The sequence below is a fragment of the Paraflavitalea devenefica genome, from assembly GCF_011759375.1.
Classification (GTDB): Bacteria; Bacteroidota; Bacteroidia; order Chitinophagales; family Chitinophagaceae; genus Paraflavitalea; species Paraflavitalea devenefica.
Genome location: NZ_JAARML010000003.1, coordinates 610,189 through 636,447, shown reverse-complemented (window position 1 = coordinate 636,447; position 26,259 = coordinate 610,189). Strand labels below are relative to the sequence as shown.

The following is a 26,259-nucleotide window of genomic DNA, read 5'->3' as shown; positions in this document are numbered from 1 at the left end:
ATCTATTTCTTCGACAATTCGGCAAAAATGGCATCGAGCGAACTCTTCTCGGCAAAGATCTCCGTGAGGCGCCAGCCACGGGCAACGCTCGTTTCAATGATGCGTTCCTTCACATCCTGTCCATCAGTAAACTTCAACCGGTATTTTGGCCCGCCCAGTTCTTCCACCCCGGCTATGCCCGGTATGCTGCGCAGCTCATCAGCAGGCGGCATGGAGATCATGGTAACGATGAGGGTATTCGGAATAATGTAGTTATCGAACTCATCCACGGTACCGGCAAATACCACGCGCCCCTGTTCGATCATCCGGATATGATCGCAGGTAGCCTGCACTTCAGACAGAATGTGAGTAGACAGGATGATGGTGCGTTCTTCTGCAATTTCTTTTACCAGCTTACGGATCTCCAGGATCTGGTTAGGGTCCAGGCCATTGGTGGGCTCATCCAGCACCACAAATTCAGGATTGTGAATGATGGCCTGCGCTATGCCCACCCGTTGCTGATAACCGCCGGATAGATTACGGATAAGGCGTTTCCGGAAATGCGTAATGGCACAACGGCCCATTACATCGGTGATCGCTTTTTCTATTTCCTGTTTGGGGATATGCCGCAGCCGGGCACAGTAACGCAGGTATTCCTCTACTGTGAGATCGACATGCAGTGGTGGCTTTTGGGGGAGGAAACCTATGTGTCGTTTGGCTTCCACGGGATTGTCCCGTATGTTGATGCCCCTGATAAACACATTCCCTGCTGTTTGCTTCAATACACCACACATAATGTTCATGGTGGTAGACTTACCAGCTCCGTTGGAACCCAGCAATCCGTAAATACCATTTTTGGTGATCTCGAAATCAATATCCCGGATAGCCCATTGTACACTATACCGGTGGGACAGCTTTTCTACTTTTACAATTGGGTCATTCATACAATCGCGATAAACTTATTTTTAGTTTTTAACATGAGTACGGTGTACAGTTGATTGTCAGGGTGAGTCGCCCCTGGAGGGCGACCCACCCTTCGACAAGCTCAGGCTGACAGCCTATTATTTGCCGGCATTTCCGATGGCCTGGAGGTCTATTCCAAATGTTGACTGGAAATAGGCTATTACCATATCATACTTCTTTTTGATGAGCCCCTTAGTGTCCACCGCCGGATGTAATATGCCTCCCGGCGCGGTCAGTTCCGCATAAGAGTTCGACACGATGGCTTTCATGTAAAGATCCAGGTCTTTGCCAGCGTCCAACAGCCAATAACCAAGTGCGCCCTGCGGATAGTAATTGTTCCAGACGAGTGTTGAATAATTGGTCACTGCCGCAAAAGCCGCCGTGGGTTTAATGGCTCCTTTTAAACGGGCAAGCATCAGGGTGGCCGTATGCAGTTGGCTCTTCAACGCATATTTTTCTGCTGCTGTGATGTTGTCCAGGTAGGTACCTCCATAAGACACAGCAAAATAATCAGGCCCCTGGTAGAAATCTAAAAAACTCGGCCAGTTATCAAGCGGTTTTCCAGGTCCATTATACGCATAATATAAACTATCCAAGAGGTATACCTGCTTCGGCAATGCCTGCTTTAATAAGGCATCAGGATAGTATTTCAGCCAGATGTCTTTTAACATATCCAGTTGCTTACCTACATACGCCTCTTTGGCCGGTACGTCAAAATAACCATGCTTGGTAGTTGAATCTTTTACCGGATCGTATACACCCCCCAGATAATAATTGATGTTGTAATACAAGTCATGGGGAACATATTTATACAGGAACAGGGTTTGATATTTTTGGAACAGTTGCAGGATATCTGCATCGTACGGATGATTACCCTGTGGTAAGGTATGATCGCCATACACGCCTTCCTTCTCTTCGGAAGGCGTGAGCTTACCTTCTTTCTTACATCCTGTCACGAGGCAGGATAGTAGCAATAAAGCGATGAATAGATTGGTCGCTATCTTCATATCAATTAGTTTAAGCGTGTAGCATACAATTAAGGATTGGGTACCAGTTCAGGGTTCTTTGCCAGCACGGAGCGGGGAATGGGCAATACATAGCGCTTGTCGCCTTTCTTCAATACATACTCCATCGGCGCCTGGGATGCCGAGATACGGAACGGGTGCCGTATTTCGGGCATGCCATAGCGCCGCAGGTCGAACCAGCGATGATCTTCAAAATTTAGCTCCCGCCTGCGCTCATCCCGGTAAAAATCAAGCAGTGCAGTACCGCTATAATCTACGGGTACATAGGCTACATTGCGGGTATCGTACCGGAAAGAACGCAGATGGTTCAGGTCGTCCATGGCAGCTTTCCGTAAGGTTTCCTCGCCATTCTTGAGATAGAGCTGGATATTGCTTTCAGCCCTGTTCAGGTACATTTCCGCTACCCGCATGCCTTTGGAGGGTTGATTGTATAACGATCCGCCAAACTTGTCGCCGGTAATAACATCCAGTATGGTCTGTGCCCCATCGAGGTAATCCCAGCAGAAAAAATAACGCATCCGCAAGTCGCCCCGGTTAGCCGTATTGTTGGGATCGTATTCATACTTGCTGCGCAGGTCGGGTGAAGCAGCATAGACGGGAGGGCCATAAGGGCCGAGCCGTATATTCTTGTACTCATAGTATCCTCCGTAGCCCATCCAGATGGCTTCGGGGCTCTCGGAGCTGTATACCCCTATGGCCGGCTGATAATTCCAGATTGGGAATTTTATGCTTGCCAGATTCAGCAGGCCGGCATTACGGTCAAGCGCCTGGGTGGCATATTGCGCGGCCTTGTCCCATTTTTCCATATACAGGTACATACGGGAAAGCAATCCCTTTACAAATACATCCGTTGCCCTGTACTTACTGTTATTCGTTCCATATTGCTCCAGCAAAGGCAAAGCTTTCAAGAGGTCTGCCTCCACCTGTTCATAGGTACGGGCTATGGATACCCGGGTGGGATAAGCATCATGTACAACAGGCGACAGTATGAGCTCCACACCGGGCGAAGTGGTAATGTCTACACCCGCTGCATTGTAGGGCTGCGCGAATAAATTCACCAGCATAAAATAGAAGAAACTCCTCATCGCCAGGGCCTGTCCGCGTACATTTTCCCGCTCCTCCTCATTGCCCCTTACTTTATCAATCATGTCCAGCACCACATTACAACCCATGATCCGGCGGTAATAATGATCATAAGTGTCTATATCATCCGCCACATCCGCATCTGCCATGCTTTCGAACATATTGTCCTGCCAGGTATAAGCACCCGCATACCGTTGGTAGCTGGCCGGGGCTGCCTTGTGTGTATTGAAATTACTGGTAGCATCATCCGTCATCAGCTCGAGGTAGGCATGAAAACTGGTTTGGCTGGAACCTGCCGGGTATACCTCCCCCATCAACAGTTGTTGCAGCTCGCTCACGGTGCTTGGTTTCACCTCATCCTGGCTTTTCTCTTCGAGGAATTTGCTGCATCCACCCAGGCCCAGGAAAAGCGCCGCACCTAAAATGTATTTATAGATTGTATGCATGTTAATCAGGTTAAACAGGTTAGAAACTTACATTTACTCCCATGGAATACACGCGCGGTATCGGCTGGTTGCCTGTAGCCACTTCGGGGTCCATGCCTTTATAATCCTTGCTTACAATGATAAAGGGATTGCTTACCGCGGCTGTTACTGCTACACTTTTTACATGGATGTGCTTCAGGAGCTGGTTCGGCAAGTTGTAGCTAAGTGCAATATTATTGCAACGCAGGAAAGAGGCATTGACCACCCGCGCATCCGAATAATTGTAGGTATCATATACCTCCAGGTATCCATCATAGTCGGGCAACCATACCCAGGGTGTTTTATAGTCCCATCCCACGGGATCCCAAACCATGTTCGGGATACTGGGAATATTGGTAAACTGTTCATCGCCCGGCTTTCTCCACCGGTTCACAAACTCTTTGGGCAGGTTATTGTAGGCACTGGGTAATCCTGATCTGTCAAACATCCGGTACAATAACCGCTTACCGCCAAGCGCCACATTAAAGGAAGCAGATAACATCAGCGACTTGTAACGGAAGGAGCTGGAAAAGCCGGCCGTGAAATCGGGGTCAAACCTTCCGGCATATTTCATGTATTCGGTAGCGTCATTCTCTATTTTTGGATTTTCGGCCAACGTTGGAATGTTAAACAGCGGGAATCCATTGGTGGGGTCCAACCCTTTAAAATCAAATACCCAGAAGGAAGAAACTGCATATCCCTGCCTGTATAGCTTCCCATCCACTGCTGCCTGCCAGGAGTCATTACGGGGCAGGTCGGAGTTCAATGAATTCTTGTTCTTGGAAGTATTCATAGACATGCTCCACACAAAATCTTTGGAGCGCACCAGGGTGCCACTCACAGTAAGCTCAATACCCTCGTTTTGCATGTTACCGGCATTCACCGGCATATTGATAATACCATAAGACGAGGGTACTTCCTTATAGATGATCATGTCTTCTGTGCGCTTGTTATAATACTCCACCGATAGGGTAAAACGGTTCTTAGCAATGCCAAGGTCAAAACCAAGGTTAATGGTTTTTGTTTTTTCCCAGCGCAGATCGGCATAGCCTAACGATTTGATCTTTAGTGCAAATTCGCCGGTAGTAGCATTCACTATTTCGCTGGGTAACTGAGCAATAAGATCGGGGCCTACATTCTCCGCTACGTTTCCCTGCCAGCCATAGGAAGCACGCACATTCAGTTCACTTAGCCAGCTTTGGTTGGCCATCCAGGGTTCGTTGTGCACATTCCAGCGAACGCCTCCAGCCCACACAGGTAAAAAGCGATGTTTCTTATCCTGGCCAAAACGGTTAGAGGCATCCGAACGCAAACTTCCTGATACCACATAACGTTCATCAAATGAATAGGTCAGGCTTCCATAGTAAGAAAGGAAATTGGCCTCCCGGTCTACCACCACATTTTTCATCTCCTTATACAGTGCATTATCTATATAGCTCGAACCACTGGCAACCAGGCGCGGAGGCAGGGTAATATTCCGGCCCCGGTCAGGAAAATAACCAAATACGGTTGATGACAGGCCATTCGTTTTCGTACTACGCATTTCCTGGCCCACCAATGCGCCCAACCGGTGGCGTCCCACCAGTTTATTCCAGGCAAGGCTATTTCTCCAGTTGAACGAAGTTGTGCGCGCTTCTGAAGTATTCAATTCGCCGCCATGCGGTAATGGTGATTCTTTATATTTCTGGGACCCTACCGGAAATTCTCCATAATTATAGCGCCTTTTAATAGCTATATAGTAACTCTGTTCTGATGCGTAGGCTTCACCCACCGCATTGCTGGAGGTGGCTCCCAGTAAGCTTTCGAATCGGAGTGTGGGACTTATAACATAATTCACATTGAGGCTGGCATTGAAATTACGTTGATCATTGGTATTACCTGTCTCCGCCAGCTCATTCAATATATTGAAATTCATAATCTGGCTCCAGGAGTATCCCTTGTCGTAAAACTTCCAGTTGCCCTGCTCGTCATAAGCGGGAATAGCACGGCTTGTTTCCTGTGCATAGGTAAAAGGATCTACCTGGTAAAAGCCATTTGTTTTGATCATGTTGGCGTTTAAGCGCACGCCGGCAGTGAGTTTGTTTGACAATTTTGCATCGAGGCTCACAGATCCATTCAGTGAGCGGGAGTCGTTTCCCTTTGCTATACCCAGGTTTTGGCTCATAGCAAGAGAAGTATAATAGACGATCTTGTCGGTACCGCCGGAAATACTTACTGTATGGTTGTGGCTCAGCGGAGTCTGGTATAAAAGATCAATCCAGTCGGTGTTTACCGTCTCCAGCGCTTTTACCTCCTTGTTAAATTGTTCATAGCTGATCTTCTTGTCGAGGTAACGCCTTAATACTTCCTCATAACCTACGGCTTCTGTTACCACCGAACCGAGTATCCGCCTTTCGTAGATCTCGCGGGAAACAGCTATCCGTTCCTTTGAATTCATCAGGTTCAGCCGGTCATAGTTCAGCTTTTCTGTTATTGCAATACCACCACTGTAATTTACCGACATACTGCCTGCCTTTCCCCGTTTGGTGGTGATCACAATAACACCATTGGCCGCCTTCACTCCATATAGAACAGTGGCGGCAGCATCTTTCAGCACGGTAACGTCTTCAATATCGTTTGGATTGAGCCAGGCAATGGAGTTACCAATGAAATTGCGGATCATGTCAAAATTATTGCCTACATCATTCAGGGAGGAAGCCTGGAAAGGAAGCGGGTCTGTTTGAATGATCCCATCCACTACCCATACCGGTTCCTGGTTACTTAATAAAGTAGAAGTACCGCGTACCCGTACTCTCTGGCGGGTACCTACCAATCCATTCGCATTCATAACCACCGTGCCGGGCAGTTTACCCTGTATCATTTGTTCAATACTATTGGTACCGTTGTAGAGCAGGTCTTCCCGCTTGACCGTATTGGCCGATCCCACCATTTCCGATTTACGGATAGCCTGGTAGCCTGTTACTACTATCTGCGACATCTCCGCAGGCACTTCTTCCATTTTTACATTGTGTGTATAGGTATCGCCTTCTTCCACACGAACAGATACCTGGAGTGATTTCATACCTACATAGGTAAACCGCAGGGAAGTGCGCCGGCCTACCAGCATGGTATATTTACCGGCGGCATCTGTAAGGGTAGACCTTCTTGTGGATACGTCTTCCACACTGGCCCCTGCCAATGGCGCTCCTTTGGAATTGGTGACCACACCGCTTACGGTAACAGCAGGATCTGCCGGTTGTTTTTCGTTGCGTTCAGGAACTTTACGCTTAATAATTACGGTATTCTTTTCGATAGAATACTGCATGTTTGTTCCTGCCAGCAACTGGTCGAGCACTTCAGACAGCTTCTTTTTGCTGACATTAATCGTAACAGGCGGGTTTTTGTTGAGGTCATCAACGCTGTAGAAGAAACCCAGGTCAGTTTGCTTCCTGAGTTCATTGAATGCATCTGACAGGCGGGCATTCTTCAGATTGAGCGATACCAGTTTCTCAGGGTCCTGGGCTTTCGCGGAAAGCATTACAAGTAGTCCCGAAGCCAGCAGCAGGCTTCGAAACACCTTCACCATAAGCATGTTCATAATGTTGATGTTAGTTTGGTTGATCCTTCGTTTAAGGTGCACTATTTTGACACGACAGGGCTGACAAGAATGGTTTTTCCCCTGATACTGAATTTTAGGTATCCTACTTTTTCTATTATGGTAAGCACATCTTCAATCTGTTCAGTTCTGCGCAGCATGCCACCGAATTTCCGGTCCTTCAGTTGCGGTGATGTAAATTCAACGGCAAAGTCATACTGGCGACCAATATTGTTCATGACTTCTTCCAACGGTGTTTCTTCAAATATGATCAGGCCGTCTTTCCAGGCTGTATAGGTATACACATCTACTGCTATCTTTGTAAAGGCTCCGTTGACATACACGCCTTGCTGGCCTGGCTCCAGCTTTGTGGCAGCAGTACCGGTACTCAGTTTCACCGATCCATGCGCCAGTGTGGTGGCATACCGGGATGTATAGGTATTCACATTAAACTCCGTTCCCAATACCTGTACATCCATACCGCCTGCTTTCACAATAAACGGCATGGCGGTATTCCGTTTTACTTTGAAATAGGCTTCCCCACTTTCGAGAAAAACCTCCCGCTTCGCTACACCACCGAAGTGAGCCGGGTAACGCAGTTTCGTTTCTGCATTCAACCATACCTCTGTTCCATCGGCCAGTTCAATTTTATATTTTCCTCCCCTCGGAACGATCAGTGTATTAAATGCTGCTGGCCTGAGCACATCTGCGGCGGCAGTGTACCTGAGCAGGGCCGTATCAATGTTGACCACATCTACCTGCTCCTGGCGTATGGTGGAATCAGGGGTTTTATTGAGCTCAATGCTTTGGCCATTGGCCAATACCAGTACCGCCTGCTTGGGATTAACCGGTTGCGTAATGTATTTCCCGGCAATAACAGGCTGTGTCAGCTCTTCATTACGCTTGCCATTCTTCAGCAAGAACAAAGCCGCTGCACCCAACATCAACAATCCGGCCAATACGGCTGCGTACCGCAGGAAGCGCATACGAACCCTTCTGCCAGTCAATGGCTGTTGTATGGAGCCAGACAATTTCTGCCAGGCTTTATCTTCATTCATACTGTCCAGGAACACAATGGCATTGCCTGTTAATTGTTCCTTTTGCAACAGGTTGATCAACTCCCGTTCCTCAGACGTCAGCTTATTCCATTGCTCCTCTGTTGGCCGTTCACCGCTATGGATAGCCTTCAGCACTTTTTCCCATGATGGTTGTTGCATGTTCATCGTTGATAGTATTAAGTCGCAGCGACGCGCCTGCGGGGTGACAGTATTGGCAAGTTTTTTTTAAAAAAAGTAATTAGCTGATTATCAGCTTGTGAAATCTACCGGAGCCAGATAGAAAGGAGGATAATGCCCAATGCATCATCGGCTACCCGCTCCCTGACAAAGGCATAGGCCCTTTTCATCTGGGTCTTCACCGTATTCAGGGATATGTTGTTCTTTTCAGCTATCTGGGCATAACTAAGCCTGTCAATTACATGTGAGAGGAAGATCTTTTTTCTTTCGGCAGGAAGTAATTCAATCACTTCCATTACTTTGGAAGTGACGGATTCGCCTGCTACAAAGATCTCCTTGTCTTCCAGTGGATTGGCGTCATCCGGAATAGCGCTCAATTGTTCGTCGGATAAGGTTTGCTGTTTGCGAAGGAAACTGATAGACAGATTCTTAACCGCCCGTGTTGCATATCCCTGGAAGGAGTTGATGGTGGTGATCTCTGTGCGGCGTTGCCATAAATTGAGGAAGAATTCCTGTACAATATCTTCAGCAGCATCCTGGTCTCTTACAATACGGAAAGCAACCAGGCAAAGGAACCTGTAATGTTGCCTGAACATGATTTCATACTCCGCTATTGTAAATGCTGATGTCATTTTCTATATGGTACATAAGTAAGGTTTGAATGGTAAGGTATCTGTAGAGGTGAGGTGGTGAAATTAAGTTTTTTTTTGCAGAGACGCAATCCGGCCCTTCAGCCTGCCATTAAAATTAAAACAGGGAGAGTTGCTGCTGCCTGGGCTGTGCAGGAGGAGGAGCAGCCAATACAACAGGCTCAACAGGCCGCTTTACAGTTGTTAATGCTTCACCGGAAGATTGAATGTGGTATACAGCTGTTTCTTCAAAACGGGAGGCTACTATGATAGCAGTATTATGGGTATGCTGATCGAATAAGGCTTTCACCAGGGCAGGATCATTGTTATCTTTTGACAGGTGCGACAGTAGCAGATGGCTCATGAAGGGAGGCCTGTGCGCTTTAAACAATTCCAGCGCCTGCGCATTAGACAAGTGCCCATGACCACCCCGTATGCGGTTCTTCAGCATCGCCGGATAACGACCGTTCATGAGCATATCTTCATCATAATTGGTTTCGAGGAAAGCCGCATGGCATTGCTGAAAATGGTTAATAAGATGCGCACAAGGCTTACCAATATCTGTAAAAATACCCACCCGTACAGTAGCAGAGGATACTGTAAAACTATGGGGATCAAACGCATCATGGAATTTGGGAAAGGCGGAAACTGATAGTCCGCCAATCTGTACACCGCTGTAAGCCTGAAAAGGAATTACCTGTGCTGCATCCAGTTGCAGACCACCCTGTTGCAGCGTTCCGGCAGTGATGTATACCGGCAGCTTGTGTTTTTTTGCCAGCACCGGGATACCCGCTATATGATCTGAATGCTCATGCGATACAAAGATGGCTTTGACTTTTCCCATGTCCAGGCCCAGGCGCTTCATGCGCTTCTCCGTTTCCCGGCAGGAGATGCCCGCATCTACAAAAATGGCATCCTCATCGTTGCCGATGTAATAGCAATTACCATTGCTGCCGGAATTGAGGGAGGCGATGTATAATGACATGGGACTGCAAATTACTAAAATCTTTACCAGATTAAAAAGCTATACTATTTGATTAATGGTGAGCCCCGACTTTATCATTTACTTATATTTAGGCCTTTCTTTCACCAAACCAATGTTTTTTGTCATGATTGTTCTATCCAAAAGGTTTATCACTGGTTGTTTATTGGCAATGAGCCTGCAGGCCGCTGCACAAACCACTTCGGTGTATGACCAGCATGAAGCTTTTGCCCCCTTCTTCTATCCTGCCTATGGCGATGAAATAAGAACAGCCGACGGCACGCCGGGTCCAAAGTACTGGCAGAATAAAGCCGATTATAAAATTGAAGCGTCGTTGGACGATGTTCAACACCGTGTGGCGGGCAGTGTGCAGATCACTTATACCAACAACAGTCCGCAGTCCCTCCCCTTCCTGTGGCTGCAACTGGACCAGAATATTTACAGCCTGCAATCACGGGGCGTGGCCGCCACTGATATTACCGGTGGACGCTGGGCCAACCGCAATGCGTTTGATGGTGGTTATGCCATTCAATCAGTCACCTTGATTGAAAATGGAAAGGCAACTACTGTTCCTTATGATATAACAGATACCCGCATGAAGATCAGGCTGCCGAAAGCTGTGAAAGGCAATGGCGGCAGCACACAACTGAAGATCACCTATGATTTCACAGTGCCGGAATATGGTACCGACCGTATGGGCAGGCTGCAAACCAAAAATGGCTGGATCTATGAAATAGCCCAATGGTTCCCGCGCATGTGTGTGTATGATAATGTACAGGGCTGGAACACACTGCCTTACATGGGGCAAGGAGAGTTTTACCTGGAGTATGGCGACATCACGTATACTATTACTGCGCCTTCCAACCATATTGTAGTAGGTTCCGGAGAGTTACTGAACCCACAGGAAGTACTGACCGCCGAACAGCTCAAACGCTGGAATGCTGCCAAAAGCAGTGATAAGACAGTGTTACTGCGTGCAGCCACAGAAGTAACGGATGCTGCTACCCGCCCCTCCGCTACCAAAACACTTACCTGGAAGTTCAAATGCCTCAATACCCGCGATGTGGCCTGGGCCAGCTCTACCTCTTTTGTATGGGATGCCGCCCGTATCAACCTGCCGGGTGGTAAGAAATCGCTTGCTATGTCGGCCTATCCTGCCGAAGTAGCACAGGATACTGCCTGGAGCCGCTCTACAGAATATGTAAAAGGCGCTATTGAGTTTTATTCTGATTACCTGTATCCCTACACCTACCCAATGGCGGTGAATGTCGCCGGTATTGTAGGTGGTATGGAATATCCCGGTATTGTATTTTGCGGCGTGCGGGCTAGGAAAGGTGGCTTATGGGGTGTCACCTCTCACGAGTTTGGCCACAACTGGTTTCCCATGATCGTAGGTAGCAATGAAAGGAAATTCCCCTGGATGGATGAAGGCTTCAATACCTTCATTAATACACTGGCCGAAAAGAGTTTCAACAAGGGAGAATATGCCGGTAACCGCGCTATGAACGCACGGACCTTTGTAAATGCATTCTTTGGACCTAATGCAGAAAGCATTTCTACCGTACCTGATGTAACGAGCCTCCCCAACCTGGGCACTGTTGCTTATCGCAAGCCAGGCTTTGGCCTACAATTATTGCGCGAGAATATCCTGGGTCCCGCCCGGTTCGACAGCGCTTTCCGCTATTATGTACACAAGTGGGCTTTCAAACATCCTACACCTTATGACTTCTTCCATTGCATAGAGAACCATGCCGGGGAAACACTCGACTGGTTCTGGAGAGGCTGGTTCCTGAATAACTGGAAGATCAACCAGGCTGTACAGGATGTAGCCTATGTACAGAATGATAGTACAAAAGGAAGCATTATCACGATTTCCAACCTGGAGAAGTTACCGATGCCTGTAGTGGTAGAAGTAACAGAAGAAAATGGCAAGAAGGGCCGCGTGCAACTGCCGGTGGAAATATGGCAGCATGGCGCTACCTGGAAGTTTATTTATAAATCTACTTCTAAAGTACAGCGGGTAACCATTGACCCTGATAATACATTACCGGATGTAGATCAGAAAGATAATAGCTGGCCGAAGCAGGGATTTTAGAAGCCGGCAAGTAGCGAGAAGCAAGTGGCGAGTGGTGAATACCCACTCGCCACTTGCCATTTACCACTTGCTTCTTTTTACCAGAATATCTATTTCTTAAAATACTTACTCATAAACAAGAGCTGATAGCTCACTGCATTCTCCCAATACTCCCAGTTATGAGCGCCTGGCCGGGAAATGAAATCGTGCGGGATATTCCTTTCCAATAATTTTTCGTGCAGGTTTACATTCACTTTATAAAAGAAATCGCCTGTACCGCAGTCAATGATCAGGGTCGGCGCATCCTTCGCCAGTAAATGCGTAAGATTAATGACACTGTTCTTCTCCCATTGCTCCGGATTGTCTTTATAACTGCCAATGCGTTTGGCAATGTCCCAATTCAGGGGGAAAGGCCGCAGGTCTACTCCGCCGCTCATGCTGCCTGCTGCACCAAATACATCCTGGTGGCGAAAGGCAAGGTATAAAGCACCATGCCCTCCCATACTCAGACCGGTAATGGCCCTGCCTGTTTTGCTTTTAATGGTGCTGTAATGATCGTCTATCCAGTTGACCAGTTCTTTGGATACATAGGTTTCATATTTCCAGGTATTATCTGCCGGGCTGTCAAAATACCAACTGGAAAAATTACCATCCGGGCACACGATGATGATATTATACTGGTCTGCATACTCCGGCAAGGCCTTTACTTTCTTCACCCAGTCGGCATAGTTACCGCTGTATCCATGCAGCAGGTATACCACCGGATAGGCCTTACTTTTATCATAAGCCACCGGCCTGATCACTACTGCTTTAATATCTTTTTTCATGGAAGGACTGAAAGTAGTGACAGTATCTACGGTACCGGCAAAAACACAAACAACCAACAACATTAACAAAGTGATAGCAATTACTCTTTTAAACATGTGGCGAATCATTAGGTATGTAATGAATTAATAGTGAGGTGTAAATATATAAAAAAAGCTGCGGCAAGGAATTCCTGCTGAGAGCCTACAGGCTAACAGCAGCTTGTTACTAAAAAATATATTTGTTTGAGTAGAACATTGTTCTACATTTGTAGAACAACATCTAAATATGTAGAGCATGCAATTAACCAAAGCAGAAGAGCAATTAATGGAATACCTCTGGCAGTTGGACAAGGCTTTCCTGAAAGACCTGATAGATTGTTTCCCGGACCCTAAGCCGGCTACAACTACGGTAGTTACCCTGCTGAAAAGAATGCAGGATAAGGGGTTTGTAGACCATAAGCTATTCGGTAATTCCCGGCAGTATTACCCTAAGGTTAAAAAGACAGATTATTTTTCAAAACATGTAAATGGCATGATCAAGCATTTCTTCAATGACAGTGCCCTGCAGTTTGCTTCTTTCTTTACCAAATCCACCAAACTCACGGCAAAGGAACTGGAAGAATTAAGAAAGATCATTGACCAGGAAATTGAAAAAAAGAAAAAATGATCACCTACATTATCAAAGCCACGGTATGTTCCATTTTATTGCTGCTGGTATACAGGTTCCTGTTACAGCGCGAAAAGATGTACGCATTCAACAGGGGGTATTTATTATTCAGCATCTTGTTTTCCCTGCTGGTGCCCTTCATCACCTTTGAGGTAAAACCCGATTCCATCGTACCGGAAGACATTCCCCTTCCCCTGGTGATCACTTTGGAAGAAACCGCACCGGCACAGCCTGTAACAACAGAAAAGGGGTTATCCTTATTGCAGGCCGGCATGATCGTGTATGTGCTGATCACCGGCATTCTATTAACCCGTTTCCTGCTGAACCTATACCGCATCCGGCAAGCGATAGCCGGTAATAACGTGCTGCCCTACCAGGGAGCCAGGCTGGTATTGACCAATCATGATATTCCTGCCCATAGCTTTCTTCATTATATTTTTATCAGCCAGGCAGATTATAACAATCCCGGTACCCGTACGGTATTACTTACCCATGAATTATCGCATATACGGCAAAAGCATTCCTGGGATGTATTGTTCATAGAACTCCTGCTGGTCTTTTGCTGGCTGAATCCTGCCTGGATATTTTATAAAAGGTCCATTCAGCTCAACCATGAACTGCAGGCTGATGATACCGTTATCAAAACACATCCTGACATTCGCAGTTACCAGCATTTGTTATTGGAGAAAATACAACAACAGCCCGCTGTGTCGCCCGCCAGCAGCTTCAATTATTTTATCACCAAAAAACGGTTAACCATGATGACAAAAGCCCCCAACAGCAAACGAATTGTTTGCCTGCAACTGGCCTTACTACCATTATTCCTGGCAGCGGTTGTCTTATTCAGCGAAAGAACCTATGCGCAGGAAAAAAAGGCGCCGGCAAAGAAAGTGCCGGAGAAAGTAGCTCCGGAAGGAGAAGCGCAGGATACAACTCCACTCAAAAGAAAACCAATAATTCTTTCGCTTGAAAAGACTTTACCACCAGGACCCGGCGCATCAGCGGAACAATTGAATGAGTTCAAACAGCTCGTTGACAAAGGAGCTACCCCCGAGGGCAAAGTTATCAGCTATAGGTACTCCAAAGAAGACAAACAAAAGCTGAAGGCCATATATGCCGATATGAGTGACCAACAAAGGAGGGAATTCCCAGCAGTGATATTTAGCAAACCACCAGTCCGCAAATCGCCCACCACCGCCCAGCTTCAATCCTGGGGCGATGCTGCCATGTATGGAGTATGGATTGATAGTAAACGCATCAGCAATGCCGAACTGGCCAGCCACAAGCCCGAAGACTTTGCCCTCTACTACGAAAGCAGGCTCGCTAAAAATGCGGTTAATTATGGCAAGCACTATGTGCAGGTAGACCTCTATACCCAGGAAAGTTATAATCGTATGTATACAGAAGGAGAAGAGTCGGTATACGTGATTAAAAAGGTGGATCTTAAAGTTCGTGCAAAAAAGAAATAAGTCTATTCATTATCAACATCTTACAGTTTATTCCCCGCCGCCCGGCCCCTTTGCCCGCTCCATTGCCTGATGGACGGGCTTTTTGGCAATACATTAGCCGCCATTAAGAAACATTCGTAAAAAAAGGTCTCAACCCTTAATTTTACAGCTTTATATTTCCTGTTTATGCCGCAAGACAAAAACCGCCAATTTCTGGATTTTGAAAGACCCATTAAAGAACTGTTTGATGATATTGAAGGGCTGAAGCAAAAGGCTGAAAAAAGCAAGATTGACCTGAGCGACCCCATAAAGAAGCTGGAAGAACGGGTAATAGAAACCCGTAGGGCCATCACCCAGAACCTCACCCCCTGGCAAAAAGTACAGTTGAGCCGCCATCCCGACCGTCCCTATACCCTCAAATACATTGATAAGCTGACGACTGATTTTGTGGAGTTATATGGCGACCGCAATGTACGGGACGATAAAGCCATGGTAGGCGGTTTTGCCTCCCTGGATGGCAAAACAGTCATGGTGATCGGACAACAAAAAGGTATTAATACAAAGGCCCGCCAGTTACGCAATTTTGGTATGGCCAATCCCGAAGGATACCGCAAGGCCCTGCGCCTGATGAAACTGGCCGAGAAATTCAATAAGCCGGTAATTACCCTGATAGATACGCCCGGCGCTTATCCCGGCCTGGAAGCAGAAGAAAGAGGACAAGGGGAAGCCATTGCCCGCAACATCTATGAAATGATGCGGCTTAAAGTGCCTGTGATCTGCGTGGTAATCGGTGAAGGAGCCTCTGGTGGCGCCCTGGGTATCGGTGTGGGCGACCGTGTGTTTATGCTGGAAAATACCTGGTATACGGTTATTTCCCCCGAAAGCTGCAGTTCCATTTTATGGCGTAGCTGGGACCAGAAAGAAAAAGCAGCCGAACAGTTGAAGCTTACACCGGATTATATGCACCAGTTTGGCCTGATTGATGAGATCATTCCGGAACCTGTTGGAGGCGCTCACTGGGATTATGCAGAAGCCGCTAACCTGCTGAAACCTTACCTGATCAATACCATCAATGAACTGAGCCAGTTAACGCCTGAGGAACGCATCCAAAAGCGCATTGAGAAGTTTGGTAAGATGGGCTTCTGGGATGAGATCTAAAAGCTGCCCTTTTTTGCTGTCTGACTTACATATAAAGTCATTGTTTATAGATATACAGGCAGTTTCACTTAGAAAAATTTGGGTGGAATATATTTGCTGATTATTTTTGGCCCTCATCATGCAACTGATAAAGAAACATACAAAGCAAGTCAAGAAACACTCCATGTACGGGGAAGGTTAAGGACAGTTTTGTATGTCTGAAATATATTGAAGCCTTCCTGTAACAGGAGGGCTTTTTTGTTGCCGGTGTTTTTCCTATTCGATCATCAATCATAAAACCAACAATAGCATGTCGCTCAGGCAAACGTTAGCAGGTACAGGCGTAGCACTGGTTACCCCATTCAAAGCTGATTCAGCAGTGGATTTCGACGCATTAGGCAAACTCATTGATTTTGTCATCAAGGGTGGCGTTGAGTATGTAGTGACGCTGGGCACTACCGGCGAAACCCCTACCCTCAATAAGCAGGAGAAGAAAAACATTATAGACTACACGTATGAAAAGGTAGGTGGCCGTGTGCCGGTAGTAGTAGGTATTGGTGGTAATGATACACAGGAACTGCTGAAAGACCTGCAATATTTCCCGCTTGAGAAGGCCGCGGCTGTACTGAGCGCCAGCCCTTATTATAACAAGCCCTCACAGGAAGGTATTTACCAGCATTATAAAATGCTGGCAGCCGCCTCTCCCAAACCCATTCTGCTGTACAATGTACCCGGCAGAACAGGCCGTAATATGACTGCCGCCACTACCCTGCGCCTGGCCAACGAGGTAGCGAACATTGCCGGTATCAAAGAAGCCAGTGGCGATATGGCCCAATGCAGCCTTATCCTGCGCGACCGCCCGGCCGACTTCCTGGTAGTGAGCGGTGATGACGCATTGACCTTTGCACAGGTAGCCACTGGTATGGATGGCGTGATCAGTGTGGCCGCCAATGCATTCCCGAAAGCCTTCACAGATATGGTGCGCTATAGCCTGAAAGCAGATGTGGTGAACGCTAAAAAACTGAATGATCAACTGATAGAAGCATACGACCTGATGTTTGCAGAGAATAACCCGGCTGGAGTGAAAGCATTCTTAACTGAGCTGGGACTGATTGCCAATAACCTGCGGCTGCCAATGACACCGCTGAGCAGTGAGCTGTATCAACAGGTAAAAGCATACCTGAAGAAATAATAAACAAACTGGGTTAGTAAGCGGCGTGAAGCATATTTCTACTTTGGGAATGGCTTTGCGCCTTTTTTTATCTCCTGACAGGAATGTAGTTTTCGCCCCCTGGACATCAGACTCATACCTTATAGGTAACGCCTTCCAACGCTAAATCAGTATTGGGAAACACTTCACAGGCTTCTTCCTGGAAGATATCCAGCTTATCATATTTGGAGCTGAAGTGACCGATCAGTAAACGGCCCACATTGGCCTTTTTCGCAATACAGGCAGCCTGGGTGGTTGTAGAATGGAAGCGGCTGGCGGCCCGGTCGTTGAGGTCTTTCAGGTAGGTAGTTTCGTGATACAGGATATCCACCCCCTTCACTTTATCAATCAGCTCTTCATCATAGAGCGTATCTGCACTATAGGCATAAGACTGGGGCTTTGGCGCCGGGTCTGTGACCCAATCATTGAGGATGCGTTGCCCGGTTTTTGTCTCATAATCTTCCCCCTGCTTAAGCCGGTCATAGAAAGAGGCCGGTACCTCATGCCGGATCGCTTTTTCAGGATTCACACGCCGCGGCGCTTTTACCTGGTCAAAACGGAAACCCCAGCAGGGAATGCGGTGCTTGGTGGTAAAACAGGATATCTTAAACCGGTCGGTCTTTACCAATACCCCTTCCTCCTGTAAAGGATGAAAATGCAGTTGGTAAGGCAGGATGGTAGCAGCCGCCTTTAATTGAAGGTCCAGTATTTCTTTCAGGGGAGCGGGGGCAAACAGATGAAGCTCATGTTCCCGGTGTAAGAGCCCCATGCTGTTGATAAAGCCGGGCAGGCCAAAATAATGGTCGCCATGCAGGTGCGAAATGAAGATATGGTTGATGCGCCCCCAGCGAATACGGTATTTTGATAGTTGTACCTGGGTACCCTCCCCGCAATCTACCAGGAATAAATGATCGTCCAACGTCACCAGTTGTGAAGTCGGATGCCGGTCGTATGCCGGTAACGCTGAATTATTCCCCAGGATAGTGACTGCGAGCATTCCGTAAATAAAGGGTTAAACTGCCGATAAGACGATCATACAGCCCATTCTGCTGCTTATCACCGCTAAAATAACTGATTACCACCTAATAACGTAAATCAATAACATTCAATTGTACGTAAAATGTCTGGCAAATATCCTTATTTCAGCAACAGCTTGCACTCATTCAGTAATTTCTCTTTATTAATGGCTACGGTACCTACTTCCTCACATACCAGGCCACCGGCTATATTGGCCACTTCGGCCATGAGGTCAATGCTTTTTGTAGCCGTATAGATCAGGGAGGCTACCGCAATCACGGTGTCACCAGCCCCGGATACATCGGCTATATTGCGTAAATGGGAAGGAATGATGCGGGATGCTTCCTGGTTATGATAAAATACGCCTTTCTCGGAAAGCGTAATGAAGGAGATATGATGATGCAGTTTTTCCTGCAACTGTTGATGAATATCCGACAGGGTGGCCATGTTCACCTCTTCCACCAGCAGGTTCAATCCATCCTTCACCTCTTTCATATTGGGCTTAAAAATGTCTACCCCTGCATAGGCAAAGAAATTCTTACGTTTGGGGTCTACCGTAGTAATCACCTGGTGTTGTTTACAAAGGGCTATTACTGCTTTGATCACCTTTTCGGTAAGTACCCCTTTGTTATAATCCTCCAGTATAATGGCCTGTGGCTTTTCAGTAATAATATATTGCTCTATCTGTTGTAACAGGGCCTGTTCATCGGCCGGGGAAAGATCTTTGGTCGTTTCTGAATCGAGGCGCATCATTTGCTGGTTACGGCTTATAATGCGCACTTTATTGGTAGTAATACGGTTGGATGACTCCAACAGGTAAGTGGTATTGATCCCGGCCTGGTTAAATAACCCTTTTAATAACTGGCCATCATCGTCCTTACCCGTTACCGACAAAGCGGCTACCTGTGCTCCCAGGGACACCAGGTTCAGGGCCACATTTCCCGCTCCGCCAATGCGGTGTTCCCTTTTATCCAGGGCCACCACGGGTACCGGCGCTTCCGGCGAAATACGGTCTACATGCCCCCACCAATAGGTATCCAGCATCACATCGCCCACTACCCCTATTTTGATACCACCGAACTGAGCAAATAATTTATCGAAATCAATGATAGCCATATGATGACGTTCTTTTAGCACGCGCAAGATATTGCATTTTCCGCAGAGCCTTCTATAGGCTACTCCGCCGAATAAATTGCGCCTTAGAGGTCTATCGCCGCTTTTTTCCGGGACACGGCTATATAGTACAGGGGTATGCCCACCAGTACAATACCCAGGCCGGCGCCTGCGTATACGGGTTTCATGATGATCAGGAATACGCAAAAGGTCAGGGCCAACATGATGTATATAGCCGGCAATACCGGGTATCCGAAAGCTTTATAGGGACGCTCGATATCGGGTCTCTTCTTCCGCAATACAGCAATACCTGCAATGGTAAGCGCATAGAACAATACTACCACAAAAGAGATCATATCCAACAGATCGCCGTAGCCGCCGCTGAGGCATAATACAGAAGCCACGATACATTGCAGCCACAAGGCAAACTCAGGCACCGCATTCTTATTAAGGGTACCTGTTTTCTTAAAGAACAGCCCGTCATTGGCCATGGTATAATATACCCTGGCGCCTGCAAGGATAAGTCCATTGTTGCAACCAAAGGTGGAGATCATGATCATTACGGCAATAACAATGGAGCCATTACTTCCAAAAATGGAGTTGGAAGCAGACACTGCCACCCGCTCTCCCTCTGGAAAGGCTATTTCATTTAAAGGTAATACGTACAGGTACATGAGGTTGGCAGTAACATAGATAATGGTCACTATCAACGTGCCCAGAAAAAGGCTAAGACCAATATTCCGCTTGGGATTCCTGATCTCACCGGCAATAAAGGTTACGTTGTTCCAGGAATCACTGCTGAAGATAGACCCTACCATGGCTGCTGCAATCGCGCCTATTAAAGCGGTGCCGCCGATAGCAGTCCAGTTGCCCTCCTTTATGAAGTTCCCACTGGCGTCCCTTTCCAGTTGCATGGCATTCAACCCGGTTTGCCAGTTCTCTTCCCAGAAGCTGTTTTTGACCAATAAGAAACCCAAAATGATCAATCCGAATAAAGAAAGCAACTTAACGGTAGTAAAGACTGTTTGGATGATCTTACCGCCTTTAATCCCCTTGGTATTGGTATAAGTAAGAAAAACGATGAGGGCGATACCCAGCAATTGAGCGGCCGATATCTTCAGGCTGCCAATGTTAAATAAGATATTACTTTCTCCCAACTCCGGAACAAGGTAAGCCGTATACCGGCTGAATGCTACTGCCACTGCTGCAATCGTAGCTGTTTGTATTACCGCAAAGAAGCTCCAGCCATACAGGAATCCGGCCAAAGGATTAAAAGCTTCTTTCAGGTACACATACTGACCACCTGCTTTCGGAAACATGCCGCTCAACTCACCATAACTCACCGCCGCTGTAATAGTCATGAAGCCTGTGATAAGCCATACCATAATAAGCCAGCCCGCGCTACCGGTATAGCGGGTAATATCTGAGCTTACAATAAAGATACCGGAACCAATCATAGAGCCGGCCACCACCATGGTAGCGTCTATCAGACCCAGTGAGGGTTTAAAAGCAGGTTGTGTTTCAGCCATAGCAGTAATTAAGGGTCAAAGTGTTTTAAAATAAATAACCTTGAAGATAAGGAAATCAGCCATATACAAGGCACAAAAAAACGCAGCTATCGGATAGCTGCGTTTACCTATTTTAACGAACTCTAATCAGTTCTGAGTGTCTTTACTTCCAGTGGGCTACTACTTGCTTTTCTTCTTGCTCTTATATTGCTCATTGAGTCCCCTTACAAGATCAGCAGTAACATCATACGCTGAATCCTTGTAATACATAATGAATCCCGGTTCATACGAAAAGATATAAGCATACCCTTTTGTCTTATTATATTCTGACAGGTAATCTTCGATCTGTTTGCGCATGAGCTTGGTCATGTCCATCTGCTGCGTTTGCAGGTTTTCACCCAACTGGGCTTCGCGTTTGCGGTAATTCTGCTCCATGGTTGACAGTTCCTTCTGCGCTGCTTCCTGATCAGCTTGTGATCTTGCCTCATTCTGCAACTGCTGGACCCTCCTCTGGAAGCGGGTTTTCAGGTCCTGCAATTCCGCATTCGCAGCACTTTCCTTCCCCTTCATTTCCTCCAGGGCATCTTTGTAAAAAGTATAATTGGACTGTAATGAATCAATGTCAAAGTAAGCGATCTTAAAACTATTTTCTCCGTTCTTACCTGTTACCACAGCTACTTCCTTCTTCTCCTTAGGGGTAAAATGCAGGTAAAACAACACACCTGTAAGCGCAAGAGCGATAATACTTAAAATAGTAGAGATATTCCTCATTCCAACCTTTTTTGCAAGATAAAGTCTTGCGTTAAAAGAAAATTGTTAAAACTTTTAACATGCCGTTGATAGCATCAAACCAACAAGATATAAATTAATTCCATTCACCCAACAGCATTATTTGCAACGATGTATTTATATGATCTGCCTCAATAAAAAAAGCAGGAAGCTTTCGCTTCCTGCCTGGTATATCTCTTACAAATACTTGCTGATCTTACTCATCATCATCAAAGCTCATCGCTTCACGGGTAGTTTGCAGCAGTTCATACTCTTCCTTGCTACCTACCACCATGTTCTCAAAGTCACGCAAACCAGTACCAGCCGGGATCGGGTGGCCTGTGATCACGTTCTCTTTCAGACCAAGCATGTCATCGCTCTTACCCTGGATGGCTGCTGAAGACAGTACCTTCGTTGTTTCCTGGAACGAAGCCGCTGAGATCCAGCTTTGTGTACCCAGTGATGCTTTGGTAATACCCAACAGAACCGGATGAGAAGTGGCCGGATTGGCATCACGGAATTCCACCGGTTTCTTATCGGAACGACGCAGCAGGGAGTTCTCTTCACGGATCTCACGCAGGCTGGCAATCTGACCGGCGCGCAGCTTGGAGCTTTCACCCGGATCACTCACTACCTTTTTATCAAAGATCCAGTCGTTCTCTTCGTTAAAGTCAAAGCGGTCTTCCAGATCTTCCTCCAGGAAGCGTGTATCACCTGGGTCAACGATCTCAACTTTCTTCATCATCTGCCTTACGATCACCTCAATGTGCTTATCGTTGATCTTTACACCCTGCAAGCGGTATACTTCCTGAATTTCATTTACCACGTACTCCTGTACAGCGAAAGGTCCCTTGATGGAGAGGATATCGCTCGGAGAAACCTGACCATCGGACAGGGCTGCACCAGCTTTGATGAAGTCGCCATCCTGTACCAGGATCTGACGGGTCAATGGCACCAGGTATTTCTTCACTACGCCGTCTTTCGCTTCTACCACAATCTCGCGGTTACCACGTTTGATTGCGCCGAAGGCTACCACACCATCAATTTCGCACACGATAGCGGGGTTACCCGGGTTACGTGCTTCGAACAACTCTGTTACACGTGGCAGACCACCGGTGATGTCACGCTGCATACGCAGGGTACGCGGGATCTTCACCAGTACCTGACCGGCACGTACATCTTCACTTTGGTCCACAATGATATGTGAGCCCACAGGCAGGTTGTACTGCTTCACATCTTTACCCTCTACAATAAGGGTCGGGATCTTATTCTTATCCTTCGTTTCGATAACCACTTTCTCGCGGTGACCAGTTTGTTCGTCGGCCTCTTCACGGTAAGTGATACCTTCAATAACGTTCTCAAACTTGATCTGACCGGCGATCTCAGCAACTACTACGTTGTTGAAAGGGTCCCAGGTACAGATCACATCACCTTTCTTCACATTCTGTCCATCTTTCACTTGCAGGGTAGCACCATAAGGCACGTTATTGGTGATGAGCAGGCGGTCATTCTTCACATCCACGATCCGTAACTCACCCGTACGGCCAATTACTACCTGTATCTTGTTGCCTTCATTATCTTCAGCGGCTACAGAACGCAGACCATCAAACTGTACAGTACCGTCAAACTTAGCGATGAGTGATGATTCTACAGAAGCAGAACCAGCCACACCACCCACGTGGAAGGTACGCAGTGTAAGCTGTGTACCAGGCTCACCGATTGACTGGGCAGCGATGATACCTACCGCATCACCTTTCTGTGTGATGTTACCGGTAGCCAGGTTCTTACCATAACATTTCACGCACACACCACGCTTGCTTTCGCAGGTCAGTACAGAGCGGATCTCTACAGTTTCAATGCCGGCTTCTTCAATTTCTTTACCAATATCTTCTGTAATAACGGAGCCAGCTTCTATAATGAGTCCGTCATTTTCAGGATTGTATACATTATGCAGGGAAGTACGGCCAATGATACGATCGTACAGTGGCTCTACTACCTCTTCATTATCTTTCAGTGCACTGATGGCAATACCACGCAGTGTACCGCAATCTTCTTCTGTAATAACAACGTCCTGGGCAACATCTACGAGACGACGGGTAAGGTAACCGGCATCGGCTGTTTTAAGGGCCGTATCCGCCAGACCTTTACGCGCACCGTGCGTAGAGATGAAGTAATCCAATACGTTCAGACCACCCTTGAAGTTGGACAGGATCGGGTTTTCGATGATCTCACTTCCGGATGAACCTGATTTTCTCGGCTTCGCCATCAGACCCCTGATACCGCAAAGCTGTTTGATCTGTTGTTTGGAACCACGGGCGCCGGAATCAAGCATCATGTACACGGAGTTGAACCCTTGCTTGTCACTGCTCAGCTCACGGATGAGGGTTTCAGTGATGCGGGTATCTACCCGTGACCAGATGTCTACGATCTGGTTATAACGCTCGTTGTTCGTGATAAGACCCATATTATAGTTGTCCCAAACCTCATCAACTTCACCTTTCGCATTATCCAGCACTTCTTCTTTGATAGAGGGGATAATCAGGTCATTGATGTTGAATGACAGACCACCCTGGAAGGCTGTACGGAAACCAAGCTGCTTGATGTCATCGAGGAACTTGGCTGTTTTGGGAACGTTGGTGATTTTGATAATGTCACCAATGATCTCACGTAAGCTCTTCTTCGTCAGCAGGGCATTGATATAACCTACTTCTTTAGGCACAAACTGGTTAAACAGTATACGACCTACAGTAGTGTCGATCAACTTTCTTTTCAGGGTACCATCATGTTCACGAACATCAACTTTTACCTTGATATTAGCATGCAGGTCTACACGTGCTTCGTTATAAGCGATGATCACTTCTTCAGCACTATAGAAGGCTTTACCTTCACCACGCACTACTACATCGCCCATTGTTTTCCTTCCCTTGGTAATGTAATACAGACCGAGTACCATGTCCTGTGAAGGCAGGGTCATCGGAGCACCATTCTGCGGGTTGAGGATGTTATGGGAAGACAGCATCAATAACTGTGCTTCCAATACAGCCGCATTGCTCAGCGGAACGTGTACCGCCATCTGGTCACCGTCGAAGTCGGCGTTGAACGCAGAACACACGAGCGGGTGCAACTGGATGGCTTTACCTTCAATGAGCTTGGGCTGGAAGGCCTGGATAGATAACCGGTGCAGTGTCGGGGCACGGTTAAGCATTACCGGGTGACCTTTCAATATGTTTTCGAGGATATCCCAAACCACAGCTTCCTTACGGTCTACCAGCTTACGGGCAGATTTAACTGTTTTTACGATACCCCTTTCAATCAGTTTACGGATGATGAACGGCTTGAACAGTTCGGCAGCCATGTCTTTCGGCAGACCGCACTCGTGCAGTTTCAGCTCAGGACCTACCACGATTACAGAACGGCCGGAGTAGTCAACACGTTTACCCAACAGGTTCTGACGGAAACGTCCTTGTTTGCCTTTCAGTACATCACTCAGTGATTTCAGCGCGCGTCCACCTTCTGCTTTAACGGCATTGGATTTACGGCTGTTATCGAACAGGGAGTCTACCGCTTCCTGCAACATACGTTTTTCGTTACGCAGGATCACCTCAGGCGCCTTGATCTCCAACAACCTCTTCAGACGGTTGTTACGGATGATCACACGACGGTAAAGGTCGTTCAGGTCGGAAGATGCAAAACGGCCGCCATCCAGGGGAACGAGCGGACGCAGTTCCGGCGGAATAACGGGGATGTATTGCATTACCATCCACTCAGGACGGTTGGTGATGCGGCTGTTTGCTTCACGGAACGCTTCCACCACACTCAAACGCTTCAAGGCATCCGCCTTACGTTGTTGTGATGTTTCGGTAGCAGCAGCATTACGCAGGGAGAAGGACAAAGTATCCAACTCTATGCGTTGCAGCATATCATGTACCGCTTCGGCGCCCATCTTGGCAATGAACTTCAGGGGATCTTCATCAGGCAGGTATTGATTCTCCTTCGGAAGATTTTCCAGGATCTCTAAATATTCTTCTTCAGTAAGCAGGTCACCCATCTTTAATCCGCGATCTTCACGGATACCAGCCTGGATTACTACAAACCTTTCATAATAAACAATGGTTTCCAGTTTCTTGGAACTTACCCCCAACAGGTAACCAATTTTGTTAGGTAAGCTCTTAAAGTACCAGATGTGTACTACTGGCACCACCAGTTTGATGTGGCCCATACGCTCACGACGCACTTTCTTCTCTGTAACTTCTACACCGCAACGGTCGCACACAATACCCTTATAACGGATACGCTTGTACTTTCCGCAGGCGCACTCATAATCCTTAACCGGTCCGAAAATACGCTCGCAGAACAAACCGTCACGTTCAGGCTTGTACGTACGATAGTTAATAGTCTCAGGCTTCAATACCTCACCATAGCTACGCTCCAAAATAGAATCCGGTGAAGCCAAACCGATCGTGATCTTCGAAAAGGTGGCCCTGGGACGATTATCTTTTTTAATAGCCATATTTGAATTTAGCTTTTAGCTGTTAGCCTTTAGCGATTAGCTGCAGGCAGTAATTTTAATTATCTCT

At 47.1% G+C, this 26,259-nt stretch carries 18 protein-coding genes; 5 read left to right on the top strand and 13 right to left on the bottom strand.

The features are described from left to right. Positions 1–2: 2 nt before the first annotated feature. The 7 genes from HB364_RS20915 to HB364_RS20885 all read right to left on the bottom strand — a co-directional run bounded on the left by HB364_RS20915 (position 3) and on the right by HB364_RS20885 (position 9,937). On the bottom strand, positions 3–923 hold the full coding sequence (locus tag HB364_RS20915; protein WP_167290267.1) for an ABC transporter ATP-binding protein: 921 nt from the start codon (positions 921–923) through the stop codon (positions 3–5). 117 nt (positions 924–1,040) lie between these two features. Next, positions 1,041–1,949 (bottom strand): zinc-binding metallopeptidase, encoded by a 909-nt coding sequence (locus tag HB364_RS20910; protein WP_167290266.1) that lies wholly within the window; start codon positions 1,947–1,949, stop codon positions 1,041–1,043. Between the two features lie 29 nt (positions 1,950–1,978). Continuing rightward, complete coding sequence (locus HB364_RS20905) at positions 1,979–3,496, bottom strand: RagB/SusD family nutrient uptake outer membrane protein (RefSeq protein ID WP_167290265.1); 1,518 nt, start codon at positions 3,494–3,496, stop codon at positions 1,979–1,981. Between the two features lie 19 nt (positions 3,497–3,515). Beyond that, positions 3,516–7,091 carry a SusC/RagA family TonB-linked outer membrane protein gene (locus HB364_RS20900; RefSeq protein WP_167290264.1) on the bottom strand — a complete coding sequence of 1,192 codons (3,576 nt, stop codon included), beginning with the start codon at positions 7,089–7,091 and terminating at the stop codon, positions 3,516–3,518. A 41-nt stretch (positions 7,092–7,132) separates the two neighbouring features. Then, positions 7,133–8,311 carry a FecR family protein gene (locus HB364_RS20895; RefSeq protein WP_167290263.1) on the bottom strand — a complete coding sequence of 393 codons (1,179 nt, stop codon included), beginning with the start codon at positions 8,309–8,311 and terminating at the stop codon, positions 7,133–7,135. Between the two features lie 98 nt (positions 8,312–8,409). Continuing rightward, positions 8,410–8,955: an RNA polymerase sigma-70 factor gene (locus HB364_RS20890; RefSeq protein WP_167290262.1), complete on the bottom strand. Its 546-nt coding sequence runs from the start codon at positions 8,953–8,955 to the stop codon at positions 8,410–8,412. A gap of 115 nt (positions 8,956–9,070) precedes the next feature. After that, positions 9,071–9,937 carry an MBL fold metallo-hydrolase gene (locus tag HB364_RS20885; RefSeq protein WP_167290261.1) on the bottom strand — a complete coding sequence of 289 codons (867 nt, stop codon included), beginning with the start codon at positions 9,935–9,937 and terminating at the stop codon, positions 9,071–9,073. Positions 9,938–10,061: 124 nt separating this feature from the next. On the opposite strand from HB364_RS20885, the gene HB364_RS20880 reads away from it, so the two are divergent. Then, complete coding sequence (locus tag HB364_RS20880; protein ID WP_167290260.1) at positions 10,062–12,029, top strand: M1 family metallopeptidase; 1,968 nt, start codon at positions 10,062–10,064, stop codon at positions 12,027–12,029. Between the two features lie 89 nt (positions 12,030–12,118). Here HB364_RS20880 and HB364_RS20875 read toward each other — a convergent pair whose 3' ends face one another. Then, positions 12,119–12,931: an alpha/beta hydrolase gene (locus HB364_RS20875; RefSeq protein WP_167290258.1), complete on the bottom strand. Its 813-nt coding sequence runs from the start codon at positions 12,929–12,931 to the stop codon at positions 12,119–12,121. 178 nt (positions 12,932–13,109) lie between these two features. Here HB364_RS20875 and HB364_RS20870 point away from each other — a divergent pair, with 178 nt between their 5' ends. The 4 genes from HB364_RS20870 (at position 13,110) to dapA (ending at position 17,258) form a co-directional block, all read left to right on the top strand. Further along, the gene (locus HB364_RS20870) at positions 13,110–13,481 is read left to right on the top strand and encodes a BlaI/MecI/CopY family transcriptional regulator (protein ID WP_167290257.1); all 372 of its coding nucleotides are present in this window, start codon (positions 13,110–13,112) and stop codon (positions 13,479–13,481) included. Then, positions 13,478–14,950 (top strand): M56 family metallopeptidase, encoded by a 1,473-nt coding sequence (locus tag HB364_RS20865; RefSeq protein WP_167290256.1) that lies wholly within the window; start codon positions 13,478–13,480, stop codon positions 14,948–14,950. Before HB364_RS20870 ends, HB364_RS20865 begins: the two co-directional genes overlap by 4 nt. Before the next feature lie 165 nt (positions 14,951–15,115). Continuing rightward, complete coding sequence (locus HB364_RS20860) at positions 15,116–16,087, top strand: acetyl-CoA carboxylase carboxyltransferase subunit alpha (RefSeq protein ID WP_167290255.1); 972 nt, start codon at positions 15,116–15,118, stop codon at positions 16,085–16,087. A 289-nt stretch (positions 16,088–16,376) separates the two neighbouring features. Continuing rightward, positions 16,377–17,258: a 4-hydroxy-tetrahydrodipicolinate synthase gene (gene dapA / locus HB364_RS20855; protein ID WP_167290254.1), complete on the top strand. Its 882-nt coding sequence runs from the start codon at positions 16,377–16,379 to the stop codon at positions 17,256–17,258. Positions 17,259–17,370: 112 nt separating this feature from the next. Here dapA and HB364_RS20850 read toward each other — a convergent pair whose 3' ends face one another. The 5 genes from HB364_RS20850 to rpoC form a co-directional block, all read right to left on the bottom strand. Then, a complete protein-coding gene (locus tag HB364_RS20850; protein WP_167290253.1) occupies positions 17,371–18,273 on the bottom strand; it encodes a ribonuclease Z in 903 nt (300 codons plus the stop codon). Positions 18,274–18,413: 140 nt separating this feature from the next. Next, on the bottom strand, positions 18,414–19,409 hold the full coding sequence (locus tag HB364_RS20845) for a bifunctional heptose 7-phosphate kinase/heptose 1-phosphate adenyltransferase (RefSeq protein WP_167290252.1): 996 nt from the start codon (positions 19,407–19,409) through the stop codon (positions 18,414–18,416). An 83-nt stretch (positions 19,410–19,492) separates the two neighbouring features. Continuing rightward, the gene (locus HB364_RS20840; protein ID WP_167290251.1) at positions 19,493–20,935 is read right to left on the bottom strand and encodes an APC family permease; all 1,443 of its coding nucleotides are present in this window, start codon (positions 20,933–20,935) and stop codon (positions 19,493–19,495) included. Positions 20,936–21,094: 159 nt separating this feature from the next. Then, positions 21,095–21,685, bottom strand: coding sequence for an OmpH family outer membrane protein (locus tag HB364_RS20835; protein WP_167290250.1), 591 nt, complete (start codon positions 21,683–21,685; stop codon positions 21,095–21,097). Between the two features lie 214 nt (positions 21,686–21,899). After that, positions 21,900–26,192 carry a DNA-directed RNA polymerase subunit beta' gene (gene rpoC, locus HB364_RS20830; RefSeq protein WP_167290249.1) on the bottom strand — a complete coding sequence of 1,431 codons (4,293 nt, stop codon included), beginning with the start codon at positions 26,190–26,192 and terminating at the stop codon, positions 21,900–21,902. Between the last annotated feature and the right edge of the window lie 67 nt (positions 26,193–26,259).

What these genes read in the sequence shown, in the direction of transcription:
- rpoC (WP_167290249.1), bottom strand. Translation starts at nt 26,192, where the DNA reads ATGGCTATTAAAAAAGATAATCGTCCCAGGGCCACCTTTTCGAAGATC.
- HB364_RS20870 (WP_167290257.1), top strand. Translation starts at nt 13,110, where the DNA reads ATGCAATTAACCAAAGCAGAAGAGCAATTAATGGAATACCTCTGGCAG.
- HB364_RS20895 (WP_167290263.1), bottom strand. Translation starts at nt 8,311, where the DNA reads ATGAACATGCAACAACCATCATGGGAAAAAGTGCTGAAGGCTATCCAT.
- dapA (WP_167290254.1), top strand. Translation starts at nt 16,377, where the DNA reads ATGTCGCTCAGGCAAACGTTAGCAGGTACAGGCGTAGCACTGGTTACC.
- HB364_RS20835 (WP_167290250.1), bottom strand. Translation starts at nt 21,685, where the DNA reads ATGAGGAATATCTCTACTATTTTAAGTATTATCGCTCTTGCGCTTACA.
- HB364_RS20840 (WP_167290251.1), bottom strand. Translation starts at nt 20,935, where the DNA reads ATGGCTGAAACACAACCTGCTTTTAAACCCTCACTGGGTCTGATAGAC.
- HB364_RS20875 (WP_167290258.1), bottom strand. Translation starts at nt 12,931, where the DNA reads ATGTTTAAAAGAGTAATTGCTATCACTTTGTTAATGTTGTTGGTTGTT.
- HB364_RS20915 (WP_167290267.1), bottom strand. Translation starts at nt 923, where the DNA reads ATGAATGACCCAATTGTAAAAGTAGAAAAGCTGTCCCACCGGTATAGT.
- HB364_RS20885 (WP_167290261.1), bottom strand. Translation starts at nt 9,937, where the DNA reads ATGTCATTATACATCGCCTCCCTCAATTCCGGCAGCAATGGTAATTGC.
- HB364_RS20845 (WP_167290252.1), bottom strand. Translation starts at nt 19,409, where the DNA reads ATGGCTATCATTGATTTCGATAAATTATTTGCTCAGTTCGGTGGTATC.
- HB364_RS20850 (WP_167290253.1), bottom strand. Translation starts at nt 18,273, where the DNA reads ATGCTCGCAGTCACTATCCTGGGGAATAATTCAGCGTTACCGGCATAC.
- HB364_RS20905 (WP_167290265.1), bottom strand. Translation starts at nt 3,496, where the DNA reads ATGCATACAATCTATAAATACATTTTAGGTGCGGCGCTTTTCCTGGGC.
- HB364_RS20900 (WP_167290264.1), bottom strand. Translation starts at nt 7,091, where the DNA reads ATGAACATGCTTATGGTGAAGGTGTTTCGAAGCCTGCTGCTGGCTTCG.
- HB364_RS20910 (WP_167290266.1), bottom strand. Translation starts at nt 1,949, where the DNA reads ATGAAGATAGCGACCAATCTATTCATCGCTTTATTGCTACTATCCTGC.
- HB364_RS20860 (WP_167290255.1), top strand. Translation starts at nt 15,116, where the DNA reads ATGCCGCAAGACAAAAACCGCCAATTTCTGGATTTTGAAAGACCCATT.
- HB364_RS20880 (WP_167290260.1), top strand. Translation starts at nt 10,062, where the DNA reads ATGATTGTTCTATCCAAAAGGTTTATCACTGGTTGTTTATTGGCAATG.
- HB364_RS20890 (WP_167290262.1), bottom strand. Translation starts at nt 8,955, where the DNA reads ATGACATCAGCATTTACAATAGCGGAGTATGAAATCATGTTCAGGCAA.
- HB364_RS20865 (WP_167290256.1), top strand. Translation starts at nt 13,478, where the DNA reads ATGATCACCTACATTATCAAAGCCACGGTATGTTCCATTTTATTGCTG.